Source organism: Leisingera sp. ANG-M6 (genome assembly GCF_000813905.1).
Classification (GTDB): domain Bacteria; phylum Pseudomonadota; class Alphaproteobacteria; order Rhodobacterales; family Rhodobacteraceae; genus Leisingera.
Genome location: NZ_JWLG01000029.1, coordinates 18,633 through 32,524, shown reverse-complemented (window position 1 = coordinate 32,524; position 13,892 = coordinate 18,633). Strand labels below are relative to the sequence as shown.

General features: G+C 65.0%; 12 protein-coding genes. 6 read left to right on the top strand and 6 right to left on the bottom strand.

The window, feature by feature from the left end:
- Positions 1-377 precede the first annotated feature (377 nt).
- The 4 genes from RA24_RS20635 to RA24_RS20620 form a co-directional block, all read right to left on the bottom strand.
- Positions 378-1,151 carry a LamB/YcsF family protein gene (locus RA24_RS20635; protein ID WP_039194082.1) on the bottom strand — a complete coding sequence of 258 codons (774 nt, stop codon included), beginning with the start codon at positions 1,149-1,151 and terminating at the stop codon, positions 378-380.
- Entirely contained in the window at positions 1,148-2,179 is a 1,032-nt protein-coding gene (locus tag RA24_RS20630) for a 5-oxoprolinase subunit C family protein (protein ID WP_039194080.1), read from the bottom strand. Before RA24_RS20630 ends, RA24_RS20635 begins: the two co-directional genes overlap by 4 nt.
- Positions 2,176-2,928 (bottom strand): 5-oxoprolinase subunit B family protein, encoded by a 753-nt coding sequence (locus RA24_RS20625; RefSeq protein WP_019296445.1) that lies wholly within the window; start codon positions 2,926-2,928, stop codon positions 2,176-2,178. Before RA24_RS20625 ends, RA24_RS20630 begins: the two co-directional genes overlap by 4 nt.
- A gap of 111 nt (positions 2,929-3,039) precedes the next feature.
- On the bottom strand, positions 3,040-4,437 hold the full coding sequence (locus tag RA24_RS20620) for a methyl-accepting chemotaxis protein (RefSeq protein WP_019296446.1): 1,398 nt from the start codon (positions 4,435-4,437) through the stop codon (positions 3,040-3,042).
- Between the two features lie 446 nt (positions 4,438-4,883).
- Here RA24_RS20620 and RA24_RS20615 point away from each other — a divergent pair, with 446 nt between their 5' ends.
- Entirely contained in the window at positions 4,884-6,359 is a 1,476-nt protein-coding gene (locus RA24_RS20615) for a sensor histidine kinase (protein WP_241480981.1), read from the top strand.
- A gap of 1 nt (position 6,360) precedes the next feature.
- Positions 6,361-6,822 carry a response regulator gene (locus tag RA24_RS20610; RefSeq protein ID WP_039152067.1) on the top strand — a complete coding sequence of 154 codons (462 nt, stop codon included), beginning with the start codon at positions 6,361-6,363 and terminating at the stop codon, positions 6,820-6,822.
- Here RA24_RS20610 and RA24_RS20605 read toward each other — a convergent pair.
- Positions 6,819-7,508 carry an alpha/beta family hydrolase gene (locus RA24_RS20605; RefSeq protein ID WP_039194077.1) on the bottom strand — a complete coding sequence of 230 codons (690 nt, stop codon included), beginning with the start codon at positions 7,506-7,508 and terminating at the stop codon, positions 6,819-6,821. The genes RA24_RS20610 and RA24_RS20605 overlap by 4 nt on opposite strands.
- A 110-nt stretch (positions 7,509-7,618) precedes the next feature.
- Positions 7,619-9,676, bottom strand: a complete 2,058-nt coding sequence (locus RA24_RS20600) for a putative bifunctional diguanylate cyclase/phosphodiesterase (protein ID WP_039194075.1) — start codon at positions 9,674-9,676, stop codon at positions 7,619-7,621.
- A 325-nt stretch (positions 9,677-10,001) separates the two neighbouring features.
- Here RA24_RS20600 and RA24_RS20595 point away from each other — a divergent pair, with 325 nt between their 5' ends.
- The 4 genes from RA24_RS20595 to RA24_RS20580 are packed head-to-tail and all read left to right on the top strand — an operon-like array spanning position 10,002 to position 13,857.
- The gene (locus RA24_RS20595; protein WP_039194072.1) at positions 10,002-10,619 is read left to right on the top strand and encodes a paraquat-inducible protein A; all 618 of its coding nucleotides are present in this window, start codon (positions 10,002-10,004) and stop codon (positions 10,617-10,619) included.
- A complete protein-coding gene (locus tag RA24_RS20590; RefSeq protein ID WP_193747158.1) occupies positions 10,586-11,230 on the top strand; it encodes a paraquat-inducible protein A in 645 nt (214 codons plus the stop codon). Before RA24_RS20595 ends, RA24_RS20590 begins: the two co-directional genes overlap by 34 nt.
- On the top strand, positions 11,217-13,298 hold the full coding sequence (locus RA24_RS20585) for an MlaD family protein (protein WP_052269643.1): 2,082 nt from the start codon (positions 11,217-11,219) through the stop codon (positions 13,296-13,298). Before RA24_RS20590 ends, RA24_RS20585 begins: the two co-directional genes overlap by 14 nt.
- A gap of 1 nt (position 13,299) precedes the next feature.
- Positions 13,300-13,857: a PqiC family protein gene (locus RA24_RS20580; protein WP_019296455.1), complete on the top strand. Its 558-nt coding sequence runs from the start codon at positions 13,300-13,302 to the stop codon at positions 13,855-13,857.
- Positions 13,858-13,892: the final 35 nt, after the last annotated feature.

The window sequence follows — 13,892 nt, the reverse complement described above, 5'->3', positions numbered from 1 at the left end:
TCAGCGCCGCCGGTGAGGGGTGTTCTATGGTTAGCGCCGGAGAGTCGCAACCCCTTTTTTGAAGTTTCTATGACTTTTTGCTTGCGGCGGCAATAAATCAATATTTTTCAAGTAGTTATGACCCAGGAAAAGCTGCGCGCGCGGCGGGGAAACGGGCTTTCAGCGGGCCGGGAGAGAACAGGCAGAACCGCCCTTTGATTGCGCCCCACTAGATGTTGGGGGGTATGACCGCAACATATACAAGCCGGACGGAGTCCAGCGAGTCGGCTGGAATCGAATCCGATGGCGCAAGCGCCGCGATTCCCGGGGTTTTCCCGGTCTGAGGCCAAAAAATCTGCCTCAGACCCTGCACCCCCAAGTGCGTCCCTTGCCGCGCCTCAGTCCCGGCGGCCAGGGAATTGCCGGATTGCGATCCCGCCTGCGGTCAGGCTGCTGCGGACGGAGGCGGCGAGTTCCACTGCCTCGGCTGTATCACCGTGAAGGCAGATGGTGTCGATCGCCGCCGGGATACGCTTGCCGCTCTCGGTGATGATCGCCCCCTCCTGGACCATTTTCAGGATGCGCGGCCCGGCCAGGTCCGGGTCGTGGATCACCGCCCCCGGCTGCGAGCGGTCCACCAGGGTGCCATCGTCATTATAGGCGCGGTCGGCGAAGATCTCGCCGCACCAGTTGCAGCCCAGCTCGCGCACCACCTCTTCCATGGCGGTTGCGGCCAGCACCATGATGATGATGTCTGGGTCCACATCCAGCGCCGCCTCGTAGCAGGCCCGCGCCATTGCCTGATCGACGCAGGCCATATTGGACAGCGCGCCATGCAATTTCAGGTGCCGCACCTGAGTGCCGGCAGCCTGCGCCATGCCCCGGGCGGCGCCCAGCTGATAGCGGATCATATTTGCCAGGGTGCCGTGCGGCACATGCATCCGGCGGCGGCCGAAGCCCTGCAAATCCAGGAACCCCGGGTGGGCACCGATGCCCACCCCATTGTCCCGCGCCAGCGCCATGGTCCGCGCCATCACATCCGGATCGCCCGCGTGAAAGCCGCAGGCGATATTGGCGGAGGAGACGATGCCAAGAAGCGCGGCATCATCGCCCATATTCCAGGGGCCGAAGCTTTCGCCCATGTCGGCGTTCAGGTCGACTGTTTTGGTCATGCGGTTTCTCCCGTCGCATAAGGGTCCGCCTCCGCCGAGACGGCCCCGCTGATCAATTGATAGGACAGCAGGTCCCGGACCGCCGCAGGAGCGCGCACCAGCGGGTGGCAGGCTGCAGGCAGGCCTTTGAGTGATTTTTCGAATTTGGCCTGGATTTCCAGCCCTTCCTCCAGGCTGATCCAGCGAAAGTGCAGCGCAGCGCCGGCTTGGGCCTGTGCCACCATGGGCAAGTCGCAGGGCAGCACGGTGCCGATGCGGGGATAGCCGCCGGTGGTCTGGCACTCACGCAGCAGCACAAAGGGCTTGCCGTCGCCGGTCATCTGCACATCACCGGGCAGGATCACCTCGGACAGGATATTGAGCTGGCCTTCGGCGGCAAACCCTTCCCCTTCCGAAACCATTTCGACTCCCATCCGGTTGGCGCGGCTGCCGCGGCTGAAACCCGTGGCAGCGAAACGGGCGCGGACTTCTTCAGGGAACAAATGACTCTGGAAGCTTTCCATGATCCGCAGTTCGCCGCCCTTGAACCGCTCGTCAGCCGCCAGCACCAGCCCGGTTTCACTGTTTTGATCCGGGTCCGCTGGCAGCAGGCCGCCGGCTTCTGCCGTCCGGCCCAGCCCGGCCATCACATGCACGGCTCGGGCGCCCAGCAACGGCCCGGTGGCGATGCCGCCGCCAAGATGCAGGTAGCCGTAGACGCCCGAGCGGGCAGCACCAATGGTCAGGCGCTGGCCAGCCTCCATCCGGTGCGAGGCATTCCAGGCCAGTGCTTCGCCATCCAGCGCCGCCGCCATCGGCGCGCCGGTCAGGGCAATGCGCAAGGGGCCGGTGGCCTCAAACTCGCCGCCCATGCCGCCCATTTCCAGCGCCGCCAGACCCGGATCCTGCCGCAAGAGCGCCGCGCCTTCGGCCAGCGCCAGGGTGTCAGCGGCACCGCCCTGGGATATCCCCTGCCCCAGCAGTCCGGGGCGGCCCATGTCCTGCACCGATGCAGCCGGGCCGATGCGGAGAATTTTCAGGCCGCTCATGCTTGGATCTCCTGCGCTGCCGCTCCGCCGCGCAGCGGGTCAGCGTCACAGAGCTTCAGGAACTCCGTCTTGGACACCGGTTCAAACTGCATCTCGTCACCGGGGCGCAAGGCAAAGGGCTGCTCTGCACCCGGCTGGAACAGTGTCATCCCGGTCTGGCCGACATGGCGCCAGCCTGTTGGCGCCGGGTTGGAAAACAGCACGAACTGGCGGATCGCCTGCACCAGCGCACCACGTGGCACCATCGGGGTCAGTTCTGTCTGCCGCGGCAGATCCCATTCCGGCCCCAGGGAGCCGAGGTAGGGCTGGCCGGGCGCAAAGCCGATGGTCAGCACCCGCACCCGCGCCGCACTCAGACTGTCAATGGCTTGCGCTTCGCTCATCCCCGCGGCATCCGCAGCCTCCCCCAGCTGCGGCGCCAGATCGGTGCCGTAAACGGTGGGCACCCGCCAGAACCGGCGCCCTACCGGCAGCGGCGCTTGCAGCCAGTCCTGCACTGCAAGCAGCTCCTGCAGCGCCGCCTCCAGCCTCTCGTGCGGCAGCAGTGACGGTTCAAACCGGACAAAGACCGAAGCCAGCGAGGCCATGGTCTCCACCACGCCCTCCAGCTTCAGCGCCTCAACCGCAGTACGGAAAGCCAGCGCCGCCCGGTTGGAGGCTTCATTCAGGCTGCCGCCGAAGCTGACCAGAATGCCGCTCAGCCCAGCCCGCCGGATCAGCGGATATGCAGCCGCATCCTGGCTGTCCATGTATACACCCCGTCATTTTTGCGGCCAGCGTTGCGGCACCGGCGGGGCGTGTCAACACGTCAATTCAGGTAACTCCGCGGGGTATCCGGGAACCGGCCTCAATCAGCAGCCTCAGAAGTCATCCCAGCCCTGCGCCGCGGGCAGCGCCTCTGGCGCAGGTGCCGGTGCCGGGCGCTGGAAGGCGATCACATCTGCCGCCGGGGCCGCAGCCCCGCAACCGCTGAACTTGGACACTTCGCGGGTCAGCTGGCTGGCATCGGACGACAGCTGATGGCTGGCGGCAGAGGTCTCTTCCACCATCGCCGCGTTTTGCTGGGTCACCTGATCCAACTGCGAAACGCCCAGGTTGATCTCGCTCAGAGAGGTGGCCTGCTCCTTGGCGCCGGTGGCAATGCCGCTTATGTGGCTGGAGATGGTGCCGACGCTGCCGATGATCTGCTTCAGCTCCGCACCGGTGCGGCCCACCAGGTCAACCCCGCTGGCCACCTGCTGCTTGCTTTCGCTGATCAGCTGCTTGATCTCGCCTGCTGCCCCGGCAGAGCGCTGCGCCAGCGCCCGCACCTCGGAGGCCACAACCGCGAACCCGCGACCCGCATCGCCGGCCCGCGCTGCCTCAACACCCGCGTTAAGCGCCAGCAGGTTGGTCTGAAAAGCGATGTCATCGATCATGCCGATGATCTTGGCGATCTCCTCCGAGGAATTCTCGATCTGCGACATCGCCGCCACCGCGTCCTCGACCACCCGTCCGCTGCGCTCCGCCGCGGTCTTGGCCTCGCTGACGATGCCTTCCACCTTCTCTGCGCCCTCGGCCGCGGAATGCACGGTAGAGGTCAGCTCCTCGATGGCCGCCGCGGTTTCCTCAAGCGTTGCCGCCTGGCTTTCGGTGCGCTGCGACAGGTCGCTGGCCGAACGCGAGATCTCATCCGCCGTGCGCCCCACCGCATCCGATACTTGGGTAACAGCACCAAGTGCCGTTTGCAGCTGCTCAGCTGACCGGTTGAACGCCTCGCCCAGTGCCGCAATATCCGCCTGCTCTGACAATGTGACCCGGACTCCCAGGTCGCCCTGGCTCATCGCGTCCAGCCCGCGCGCGATTTCCTGCAGTCCGCGGCGGCGCACAGTTACTTCTGTTGCGACTTTCACCACCTGCACAACGGTGCCATCCGGCCCTGTAACCGGCGCATATGTTGCCTGAATCCAGATGGTCTCCCCGGTCTTTGTCACCCGCGGAAACTGATCGGTGAACACCCGGCCCGACGCCAGTTCCTGCCAAAACGCCTTATATTCCGCGCTGGCTGCAAGATCAGGCGCGACGAACATCGCGTGATGCTTGCCCGCAATTTCTTCCAGACTGTAACCCATCGCAGCCAGGAAATTGGCGTTTGCGGTCAAAATGGTGCCGTCCGGCTTAAACTGGATCGTGGCCTGGGTGCGGTCGACCATTCCGCCAATGATTTCGGCGCTGCTGGCCTGTTCTGCGGGCTTGGCCGGCTTGGATCTGAAAAACATTCTACCTCTCTGCACGTTCCTGATTCTAAAGGGAGTCGCGCAAAGCTAGCGTCAAACCGAGAGAAAATTCTTAACCCCGGCAGGTTTGCCTCTGCCGCCCCTTGCAGGCCCGGAACGGCCCTGACCGCTCCCCTTTGCAGCACCGCGCAACGCCTTGGCTGCAGCCTCCGTGAGGACAGCATCAAAAAGCACGCCGCAACCACCCTGAGTTGTGCGTATTTGCAATTTGATAACCAGGGTCAGCTCTCATGGCCCCAATCAGAACAGAAGACCGCAGAACAGCCGCCTCACTGTTGGCATGCGCTCATCCTCAAGAACAACCTTAGATTGCATTTTTCTTGATATGGCGGACTGAAACTGTAACGTGATCAGGCAATCAGCCCGCGGCAAACCATCGCTTTTGCCGGGTTTCTGGCATCTGCATCGAAAAAGGGACCGCAACAGATATGACATTTGCCCCCCAAACCCGCGCCCATCAGCAGCCGCTCTGGCCCCTTTCGACTGAACAGCGCGCCCATTTTGCTGCAGCCTTTATGGTAGCCGCCGGGTTTCTGTTCGACTACCTGACACCGCTGGGGGTAGCGGCCGGGCTGATCTATGCCGGGGTTGTCCTCTGCACCATCTGGGCAGAAAAACCCGAAACCGCCTATGTCTATGCAGCAGCGGCAACCGCACTGACATTGCTTGGCTATGTGCTGTTTCACCGTGCAGGCATCAACGAATGGGTCGTTCTGACCAACAGAGGGCTGACAGTTCTGGCGCTTTGGGCCTTTGCCTATGTCGTCTGCCGCCAAAAAACCGCTCTGATTTCCCTGGAACGCAAACAGACTGAGCTCACGGCGATACACGACAACAGTATCGAAGGGATGATCACCATCGACACCCAGGGCAGAATTCAGGACTTCAACCGCGCCAGCCAGAAGATCTTCGGCTACAGTGCTGCGGAGGTGGCAGGCAAGAACATCAGCATGCTGATGCCATCCCCCCACCGGGCGGGACACGACGGCGACATCAGCACCTATTTCAAAACCGCGCAGCCAAAATTCATCGGCGCCGCCCGCGAGGTGCAGGGCCAGCGCAAGGACGGCAGCATCTTCCCGCTCACGGTATCCGTAAGCGAGGTCCGGGTGGGTAATCACATCCTGTTCAGCGGCATTGTCCGCGACATCACCGAACAGAAGCGCAAAGAGGCGGAGCGGGAAAAATTTATTGAGGACTTTTCCCGGTCAAACCGGGACCTGGATGAGTTTGCCTATGTGGCCTCGCACGATCTGCGGGCACCATTGCGGGTGATCGACAATGCCTCCACTTGGCTGGAGGAGGATCTGGCGGAAACCCTGGACGAGGACAGCCGCGAAAACCTGCAGCTGCTCCGCTCCCGGGTGTCACGGATGGACCGGCTGCTCGACGACCTGCTCGAATACTCCCGGATCGGGCGCAAGACCGACCACCGGTACCAGCAGCTGATGCCGGGGTCTGAGCTGATGCAGGAGGTGCTGCTGCTGGTTGACCAGCCGGAGGGTTTCACGATCCGCATAGACCCCGCATTCGAGGGCATCCAGCTGGTGAACATGCCCCTGAAACAGATCTTTGCCAACCTCATCTCCAACGCGATCAAGCACAGTGAATCCGGCACCGGCGCCGTGGATGTGACGCTGCAGGATGCGGGCGGCCACTGGGTTTTCTCAGTGGCTGACGACGGTCCCGGCATCGAAGCAAAATACCATGAGCAGATCTTCAAGATGTTCCAGACCCTGCAGTCGCGGGACAAGGTGGAGGGCAGCGGCATGGGCCTCTCCATTGTTCAGAAACATGTGCAGCAGGCGGGCGGCACGATCTCCGTGCAGTCCGCTTTGGGGGAGGGGTGCACATTCCGCTTCACCTGGCCCAAGCAGCGGCCCGCCGCAACGGAGGGCAACTGACATGCAGGGCTGTACCGGCGCTCCCCCCCTCCAGAAAGAGCTGAAGATCCTGCTGGTGGATGACGATGACGGCGATGCCAAGGCGGTGCGGCGCGCCTTCCGCAAAGCCAACATCGCAAATGAGATCACCCGGGCCGTTGACGGCATCGCCGCGCTGGACATCCTCCGCGGCACCGGCGGAAAGGCCCCACTCACACCGCCCTATGTGCTGCTGGCCGACATCAACATGCCGCGGATGAACGGTATCGAGCTTGTCAGGGAGCTGCGCAATGACCCGGAATTGCACAGTTCGGTGGTGTTCTTTCTGACCACGTCCAGCGATCAGCAGGACATTGCAGCAGCCTACAACCTGAATGCCGCGGGCTATATCGCCAAGGAAACCGCCGGGCGCGATTTCCTGCAGCTTGTCAACATGATGGACCGTTACTGGCGGATCATCGAACCGCCTGCACCGGAACACTAACCGCCGGGTGCACGGCCTCTGCTCCTGGACTTGCCCGCACTTTCCTGCGCCAGCTCCTTGGCCCAGCCGGCAGCCGCCGCGCAGGCCGCCTCCAGATTGTGCTCCTGCCCGAACCCGGTCACCGTCTTGCGCGGCTTCAGATCGTGGTCGCCATCCTCCAGCCAGCACAGGCTGATTGCAGGCGGCAGCGCGTAGCCCGCCACGTCTTCCCGGGTGCCGAAGGGATCGCGGCTGCCCTGACAGACCAGCGCAGGCGTTTTCAGCGTCTCCAGATGCGCTGTCCGCAACCGCTCAGGCTTGCCCGATGGATGAAACGGGTAGCCAAGGCAAAGAAGGCCGCAGATGCACCCTTCAGAAAAGAGCCCGTCAGCAACCAGGCTCGCCACCCGGCCTCCCATGGATTTGCCGCCGATGATCAGCGGGCCCTCGCAGGCGAAACGGCTGACCGCGCCGGTAAACTCCGCCTGCAGCAGGTCCACCTTCGGCGGCGGCCGTTTCACCCCGCCGCTGCGCCGCGCCGCCATATAGGCAAATTCAAACCGCGCCACCCGCAGCCCCCGGCTTGCAAGGCCCGAAGCGATTGCCGCCATGAACGGAGTATCCATCGGCGCCCCCGCGCCATGTGCCAGCAGGACGGTCGGGCAGCCATCGCCGCCGCCGTCCAGAAGAAAATCAATATCCGCCAAACCCGTGCTCCCCGATACCGCCCGGACGGGAGGTTAGCAGCTTGCCGCAGGCGCGGCATCCCCTGCGGCAGTTTCACTCCGGACCGCCGCCCCGGGACCCTGGCCCTGCGTCAAGCAGAGTGCTTCCTGACGTCACCGCCTTCGCCGCAGGCAATCCGCCGCATTTCCTCCTGGCTCATCGGAGTCCCGAAATAGAACCCCTGGACAGAGGCGCATTTCTCCGCCTGCAGGAAATGCAGCTCATCCTGGTCTTCCACCCCTTCGGCCAGAACCGGGATGTTCAGGGCGGATCCCAGCAGCAGCGTGGAGCGGACAATGGCCGCGCTCTGCGCGTTCCGGTGCACGCCCTTCACAAAACTCTGGTCGATCTTGATCTTGTCGAACGGAAAGGTTTGCAGGGTGGCCAGCGAGGAATAGCCGGTGCCGAAATCATCCATCGCAATGCGGACGCCGTAGTCTTTCAGCTGATGCATGACCTTCAGGGTATGCGCCTGATCGTCGATGATGCTGGACTCGGTGATTTCCAGCTCCAGCCGCTCCGGCGACAGACCGGTTTCCAGCAGGATGTCCATCACGTCCTCGACAAAGGACGGCTGCACCAGCTGCTGCGGCGCCACGTTGACCGCAACCTGAAACGGCCGTTCCCATGTTGCCGCCTCCTTGCAGGCTTCCCGCAGGACCCAATGGCCGATCTCGCGGATCAGGCCGGTTTCCTCAGCCACCGGGATGAACTCGCTCGGACCGACACGGCCGCGGTTGGGATGGTTCCAGCGCAGCAGCACCTCAAAGCCAACCGGCTCCAGGCTCGTGATGTCGTTCTGCAGCTGGTAGGCCAGCTCGAACTGCCCGCCGGCGCAAGCCAGCCGCAGATCGTGGACCAGCTGCAGCTTTTCCCGGCTCTGGCGGTCCATGTCCTCGCTGAACTGGCAGATCGCGCCAGACGGATCTGATTTGGCCCGGTACATCGCCAGATCGGATTTGTGCAGCAGCTCCAGCGGATCGCGCCCTTCCTTCAGGCTGGTGGCCACCCCGATGGCCGCCCCCACCCGGACCGAAACATCCGCCAGGTCGATCGGCTCGATGACCGAGGCGTGCAACCGTTCGGCAAAGGCCAGCACCTGCTCGATCCGCCGGAACCCCTGTTTGACCGCAACAAACTCATCGCCCCCAACCCGCGCGATATACTCATCCGGCCCCTGCTGCCGGGTCAGCCGCAGGGCCACAGCCTGCAGCACCTGGTCGCCAACCGCGTGGCCATGCAGGTCGTTCACCTCCTTGAACAGGTTCAGGTCGATGGTCAGCACCGCCGCGCGTTCGGTCTCGTCCTTCTGCAGGCGCTCCGCCAGATCGGCGAGGAACTGCGTCAGCCACATCCGGTTGGGCATTCCGGTCAGCGGATCGTGCAGGGCCGCATGCGCCAGTTTCCGCCGCGCTTCGCTCTCAACATTGGTCTCGATGCTGGCAGAGGCGAAGCCAACCAGCAGGATCAGCCCCATCACCCCGAAAATCAGCATCCCCATTACCGCATCCGAAATGACTTCCTCAGGCACATCCACCAGCGGGCTGAGCCGGACATTGATGGCGCTCATGCCGGTGAAATGCATGCCGCAGATGGCCCCCACCAGCAGCACCGTTGCCAGCACCCAGTTCCGCCTGCCCAGCCCCGGCCGGGCGGCGAAGATGTAGCCCCAGGCGCCCAATCCCATGCCTATTGCAAGCGACAGTGCCCGGTAGCCAGGTTCCCACTGCAGCTCGCCCGGGATCAAATAGGCCTGCATGCCCGTGTAATGCATCACGGAAACCGCCAGCCCGAACACCGCCCCGGCCAGCAGCGCCGCATGGCGCCCGGTACCAAAGGCCAGCACCGTGTTGGCCGCCAGCACCCCCAGCACCCCTGCCAGCAGCGACAGGCCGGTCACCAGCGGCTCATAGCCGTGCTCAAACCCAGGCTCATATGCCAGCATCGCAATGAAATGCGTCGACCAGATCGTTGCCCCGGCGATCATGCTCGACAGGCCCAGCTGCACCAGCCGCCGCCGCTCCCGCGCGCCATTCAGCCGGTTGGTCAGGCGCACGCTCAGGCAGACCCCGGTGACACAGACCAGGGCCGCGACGGCCACAAGCACATAGTTGTGCTGCTGCGTTAGGCAATCCAGAATACGGTACATCGGTTTCTCCAGGGCCGGCTTACACTGCAACAGCCAGAATTCCGCCGAAACCTTAAGGAATGGCGAAATCGGCGGCGCCGGCAGTGCCGCCAGCCTCCTGCATTTATTGCAAATACCAGGCTATTGCCTGCCTGCGCCCGCCGCCGGTCCGCGCACTCAGCTGCAGATACGGCCTCCGCGCAGCTGCGCACAACTGGCCCACCTGCCCTGCCTGCCGGCAAAAACCGATTGAAATTCTTGCGTTCCAGGCCTCAAGTGGGCGACAGGACACCAGCCGCTGCCAGGGAGGCGCAGCGGCCTGCGTCCGCGACCGGAGACAGGTAGAATGGACTCTAAACAGCTGATTGCCTGCCCCACCTGCGACGTGCTGCACCGCGACCAGGACGTGCCTGCCCATTCCGTGGCCCGCTGCGCCCGCTGCGGCACGGTGCTGGCGGCGCCGAAGTCCGGCGCCATGACCCGGATTGCGATGCTGTCGCTGACCGCGCTGATCCTGCTGGCCGCCGCGGCGGTCTTTCCGTTTCTGGAGCTGAGCGCCCAGGGTCTGTCGCATCAGGCGTCGGTTCTGGACGCAGTGCTGGCCTTTTCACAAGGCCCGATGGCGCCCCTGTCGCTGGCAACCGGCTTGCTGATCGTGCTGCTGCCCGCCGCACGCTACGGCGCGCTTGTCTATACCCTGGCGCCGATGGCCCTGGGCTGGCGCCCCGCCCCGCACGCCTTTACCGCCTACCGCTGGGCCGAACGGCTGAAACCCTGGGCAATGGCGGAGATTTTCATCATCGGTGTGGCCGTCGCACTGGTCAAAGTCTCCGGCCTGGCACGGGTCGGGCTGGGTCCGGCCTTCTGGGCTTTTGCCGCCCTTCTGGTGGTGACCATCCTGACCGACAACGCAATTTGCAGGCTGACCGTATGGAAGACCCTCAGAACCCGCAGCGTTTCCTGACCGCAGCGGCGGCGGGGCTGGCCGGCTGCCGCGCCTGCGGCGCCGCCAACCCGGGTCGCGCACAGGCCTGCGCCTGCTGCGGCAGCCCGCTGCATCCCGCCGCCCGGGACAGCCTGCAGCGGGTCTGGGCCTGGCTGGCCGCCGGGCTGATCGCCTATGTGCCCGCCAATACCTACCCGATGCTGCGCACCACCGCGTTTGGCCGCACCTCCGAGAACACCCTGATCGGCGGCATCGCCGAACTGTTCAGCCACGGCTCCTATGCCGTGGCGCTGATTGTGTTCCTGGCCTCCATTGTGATCCCGGTCGCCAAATTCCTGGCCATCGGTTACCTCGCAGTCTCGGTCCGCAGGCCCGCGGCCCTTGGCAGCCACGGCCGCCTGGTGCTTTATGAGGTGGTTGAATTTATCGGGCGGTGGTCGATGATTGACGTCTTTGTGGTGGCCATCCTGACCGCCCTGGTGCAGCTGGATTTTGCCGCTGCCATCGCCCCCGGCATGGCGGCGGTCAGTTTTGCAATATCGGTTGCCTTCACCATGCTGGCCGCCCAGAGTTTTGATCCGCGCCTGATCTGGGCTGCGGAAAGCGAGAATTTGAATGACCACGCCTGATCCCGCCCCGATGCAAGTCTCCGCCCGGCGCCCCTCACCCTGGCGCAACCTGTCGCTGGTCTGGCTGGTGCCTCTGGCCGCCCTGCTGGTGTCGCTGGGGGTAGCCTGGCAGGCCTATTCCGACCGCGGTGTGCTGATTTCCATCAGCTTCGAAAACGCCTCCGGCATTGCCGCCAATGAAACCACGGTGCGCTACCGCGACGTGGTGATCGGCCGGGTTGAGAAGGTTGGCTTTTCCAGCGATCTCAGCAAGGTCTCCGTGCAGGCCCGCATCGACAAGGATGTCGCCCCCTATCTGGATGCAGATGCTGCCTTCTGGGTGGTCCGCCCGGAAGTCTCGGCGCGCGGCATCTCCGGCCTCAGCACCGTGCTGTCGGGCGTCTACATCGAAGGCAGCTGGGATCAGGACCCCGGCCTCCCGCAGACCGTATTCGAGGGCGCTGACCGGGCGCCGCTGGCGCAGCCAGGACGCGGCGGGCGGCGGATCACCCTGCGCACCGATGACGGGCGGATGGTGTCCGAAGGCGCACCGGTGCTGTTCCGCGGCATTGAGGTTGGGCGGCTGGAACAGCCGCGCCTGACGGTCAGCGGCGACAGCATCGTCGTCGATGCCTTCATCGAGGCGCCGCATGACCGCCGCATCAACTCCGCCACCCGGTTCTGGGACAGCTCCGGCTTCTCAGTCTCGATTGGCCCCAGCGGCTTGTCGCTGGACGTGGACAGCATCGCCTCGCTGGTGGCCGGCGGCATCGAATTCGGCTCTGTGTTCGACGGCGGCAATCCGGTCGGCCCCGGCACCGTCTTCGACATCCACGCAGACGAGGCCGCGGCCCGCCGCACCGCTTTTGCCCGCACCCTGTCCGGCGGCGTCGCCGTCTCGGTCGCCTTTGACGAGTCCGTCGCGGGTCTTGCCAGCGGCGCCGTTGTTCAGCTGCGCGGCGTCAAGGTAGGCGAGGTCAGCAGCCTCAACGCCTCCATACGTGACAGCGGCGAGGCTGAGGTGCAGCTGATCGCCAAGCTGCTGCTGGAACCAGCCCTGATGGGCCTGCCGCGCGGCGCGGGCGAGGCCGAGGCCCTCGATTTCCTGGAACAGGCGGTCGAAAACGGCCTGCGCGCCCGGCTCGCCTCCGCCAGCCTTTTCAGCTCTGAGCTGATCGTCGAGCTGGTCACCCTGGAAGACGCCGCACCAGCGGATTTTGCCCGCAATGCCGAACCGTTCCCGCAGCTGCCCAGTGCGCCGTCGAACCTGCCGGATTTCACTGCCACCGCCGAAGGCATGCTGGACCGCATCAACGCGCTGCCGGTCGAGGAGCTGATGGCCCAGACCATCGCCACCCTCTCCAGCATTGAAAATCTGGCCGCCGCTGACAGCACCCGGCAGGCGCCCGCCGCCGCCCTGGCGCTGCTGGAAGACACCCGCGCGCTGGTCACCGATCCCGGAACCCGCGCCCTCCCGGGCGAGCTGCAGGCAGCGGTGGCCGATATGCGCGCCCTTCTGGCAGAGCTGCAGCAGGGCCGCGCCGCTGCCAATCTCGCGTCGGCGCTGGAAAAGGGCAGCGAAGCCGCGGCCGGCATTGCCGATGCCGCAGAGGATCTGCCCGCGCTGATCACCGCCTTCAACGCCCTGGCGGCCAAGGCCAATTCGCTGGAAACCGAAGAGCTGATCCGCTCTGCCCGCCAGCTGATGATCAGCGCCGACGCGCTGATCGGCACTGAGGACGCCCGCGCCCTGCCCCCGGCCCTGACCAGCGCGCTGGAGGAGATGCAGGCCACGCTGGAGGAACTGCGCCAGGGCGGGCTGGTGGAAAACGCCAATGCCACCATGGCCTCTGCCCGCGGGGCCGCCGACACAGTGGCCGCCGCTGCCGAAGGCCTGCCTGCGCTCTCGGCCCGGCTGGAGCGCCTTGTGGCCCAGTCCGAAGCGCTGATCGCCTCCTACGGCGCCCGCTCCAGCTTCAACTCCGAAACCTTGGACGCGCTGCGCGAGATCAGAACCGCCGCCCGCGCGGTTTCGCAGCTGGCGCGCAAGATCGAACGCGACCCGAATTCCCTGCTGTTTGGAAGATAAGATGATTAAACGCCTGCCTTTGCTGATCCCTCTTGCCCTGCTGGCGGCCTGCGCCGGCGGCAACGATCCCCGATATCTGATTTCCTCCGCCCCCGGCGAAACCGTCGCCAATCTGCGCGCGCGCTCGATCGAGGTTCGGCTGGTTTCACTCCCCTCCTACGCTGCGGCCTCTGACATTGTCGCCGAAGGCGAAGGCGGCGCGCTGTTTGCGCTGGATGGCGCGCAATGGGCGGATGACCCGGCCCGCGGCATGACCGCAGCCCTGGCCCGCGGCCTCAGCGAGCGCACCGGCGCCGCTGCCGCGATGGAGCCCTGGCCGCTGAACACCGGCCCGGACGTGCGCCTGGATGTGCGGGTGGATCAGGCCTATGCCCGCGCCGACGGGTTGTTTGAGCTTTCCGGCCAATTCGCCGTTTCCTCGCCCGAAGGCACCGTGCGGGAATTCGTGCAGCGCTTCGATATCGCCACGCCGGTCAGCGGCGAAGGTGCCGCCGCCACCGCTGATGCGCTGTCCCTTGCACTGGCAGAGCTGGCCCGGCAAATATCCCGGGCCATGTAGCAGCGCAATTCAAAGGGCGGAGAGCCTGCCAGCCG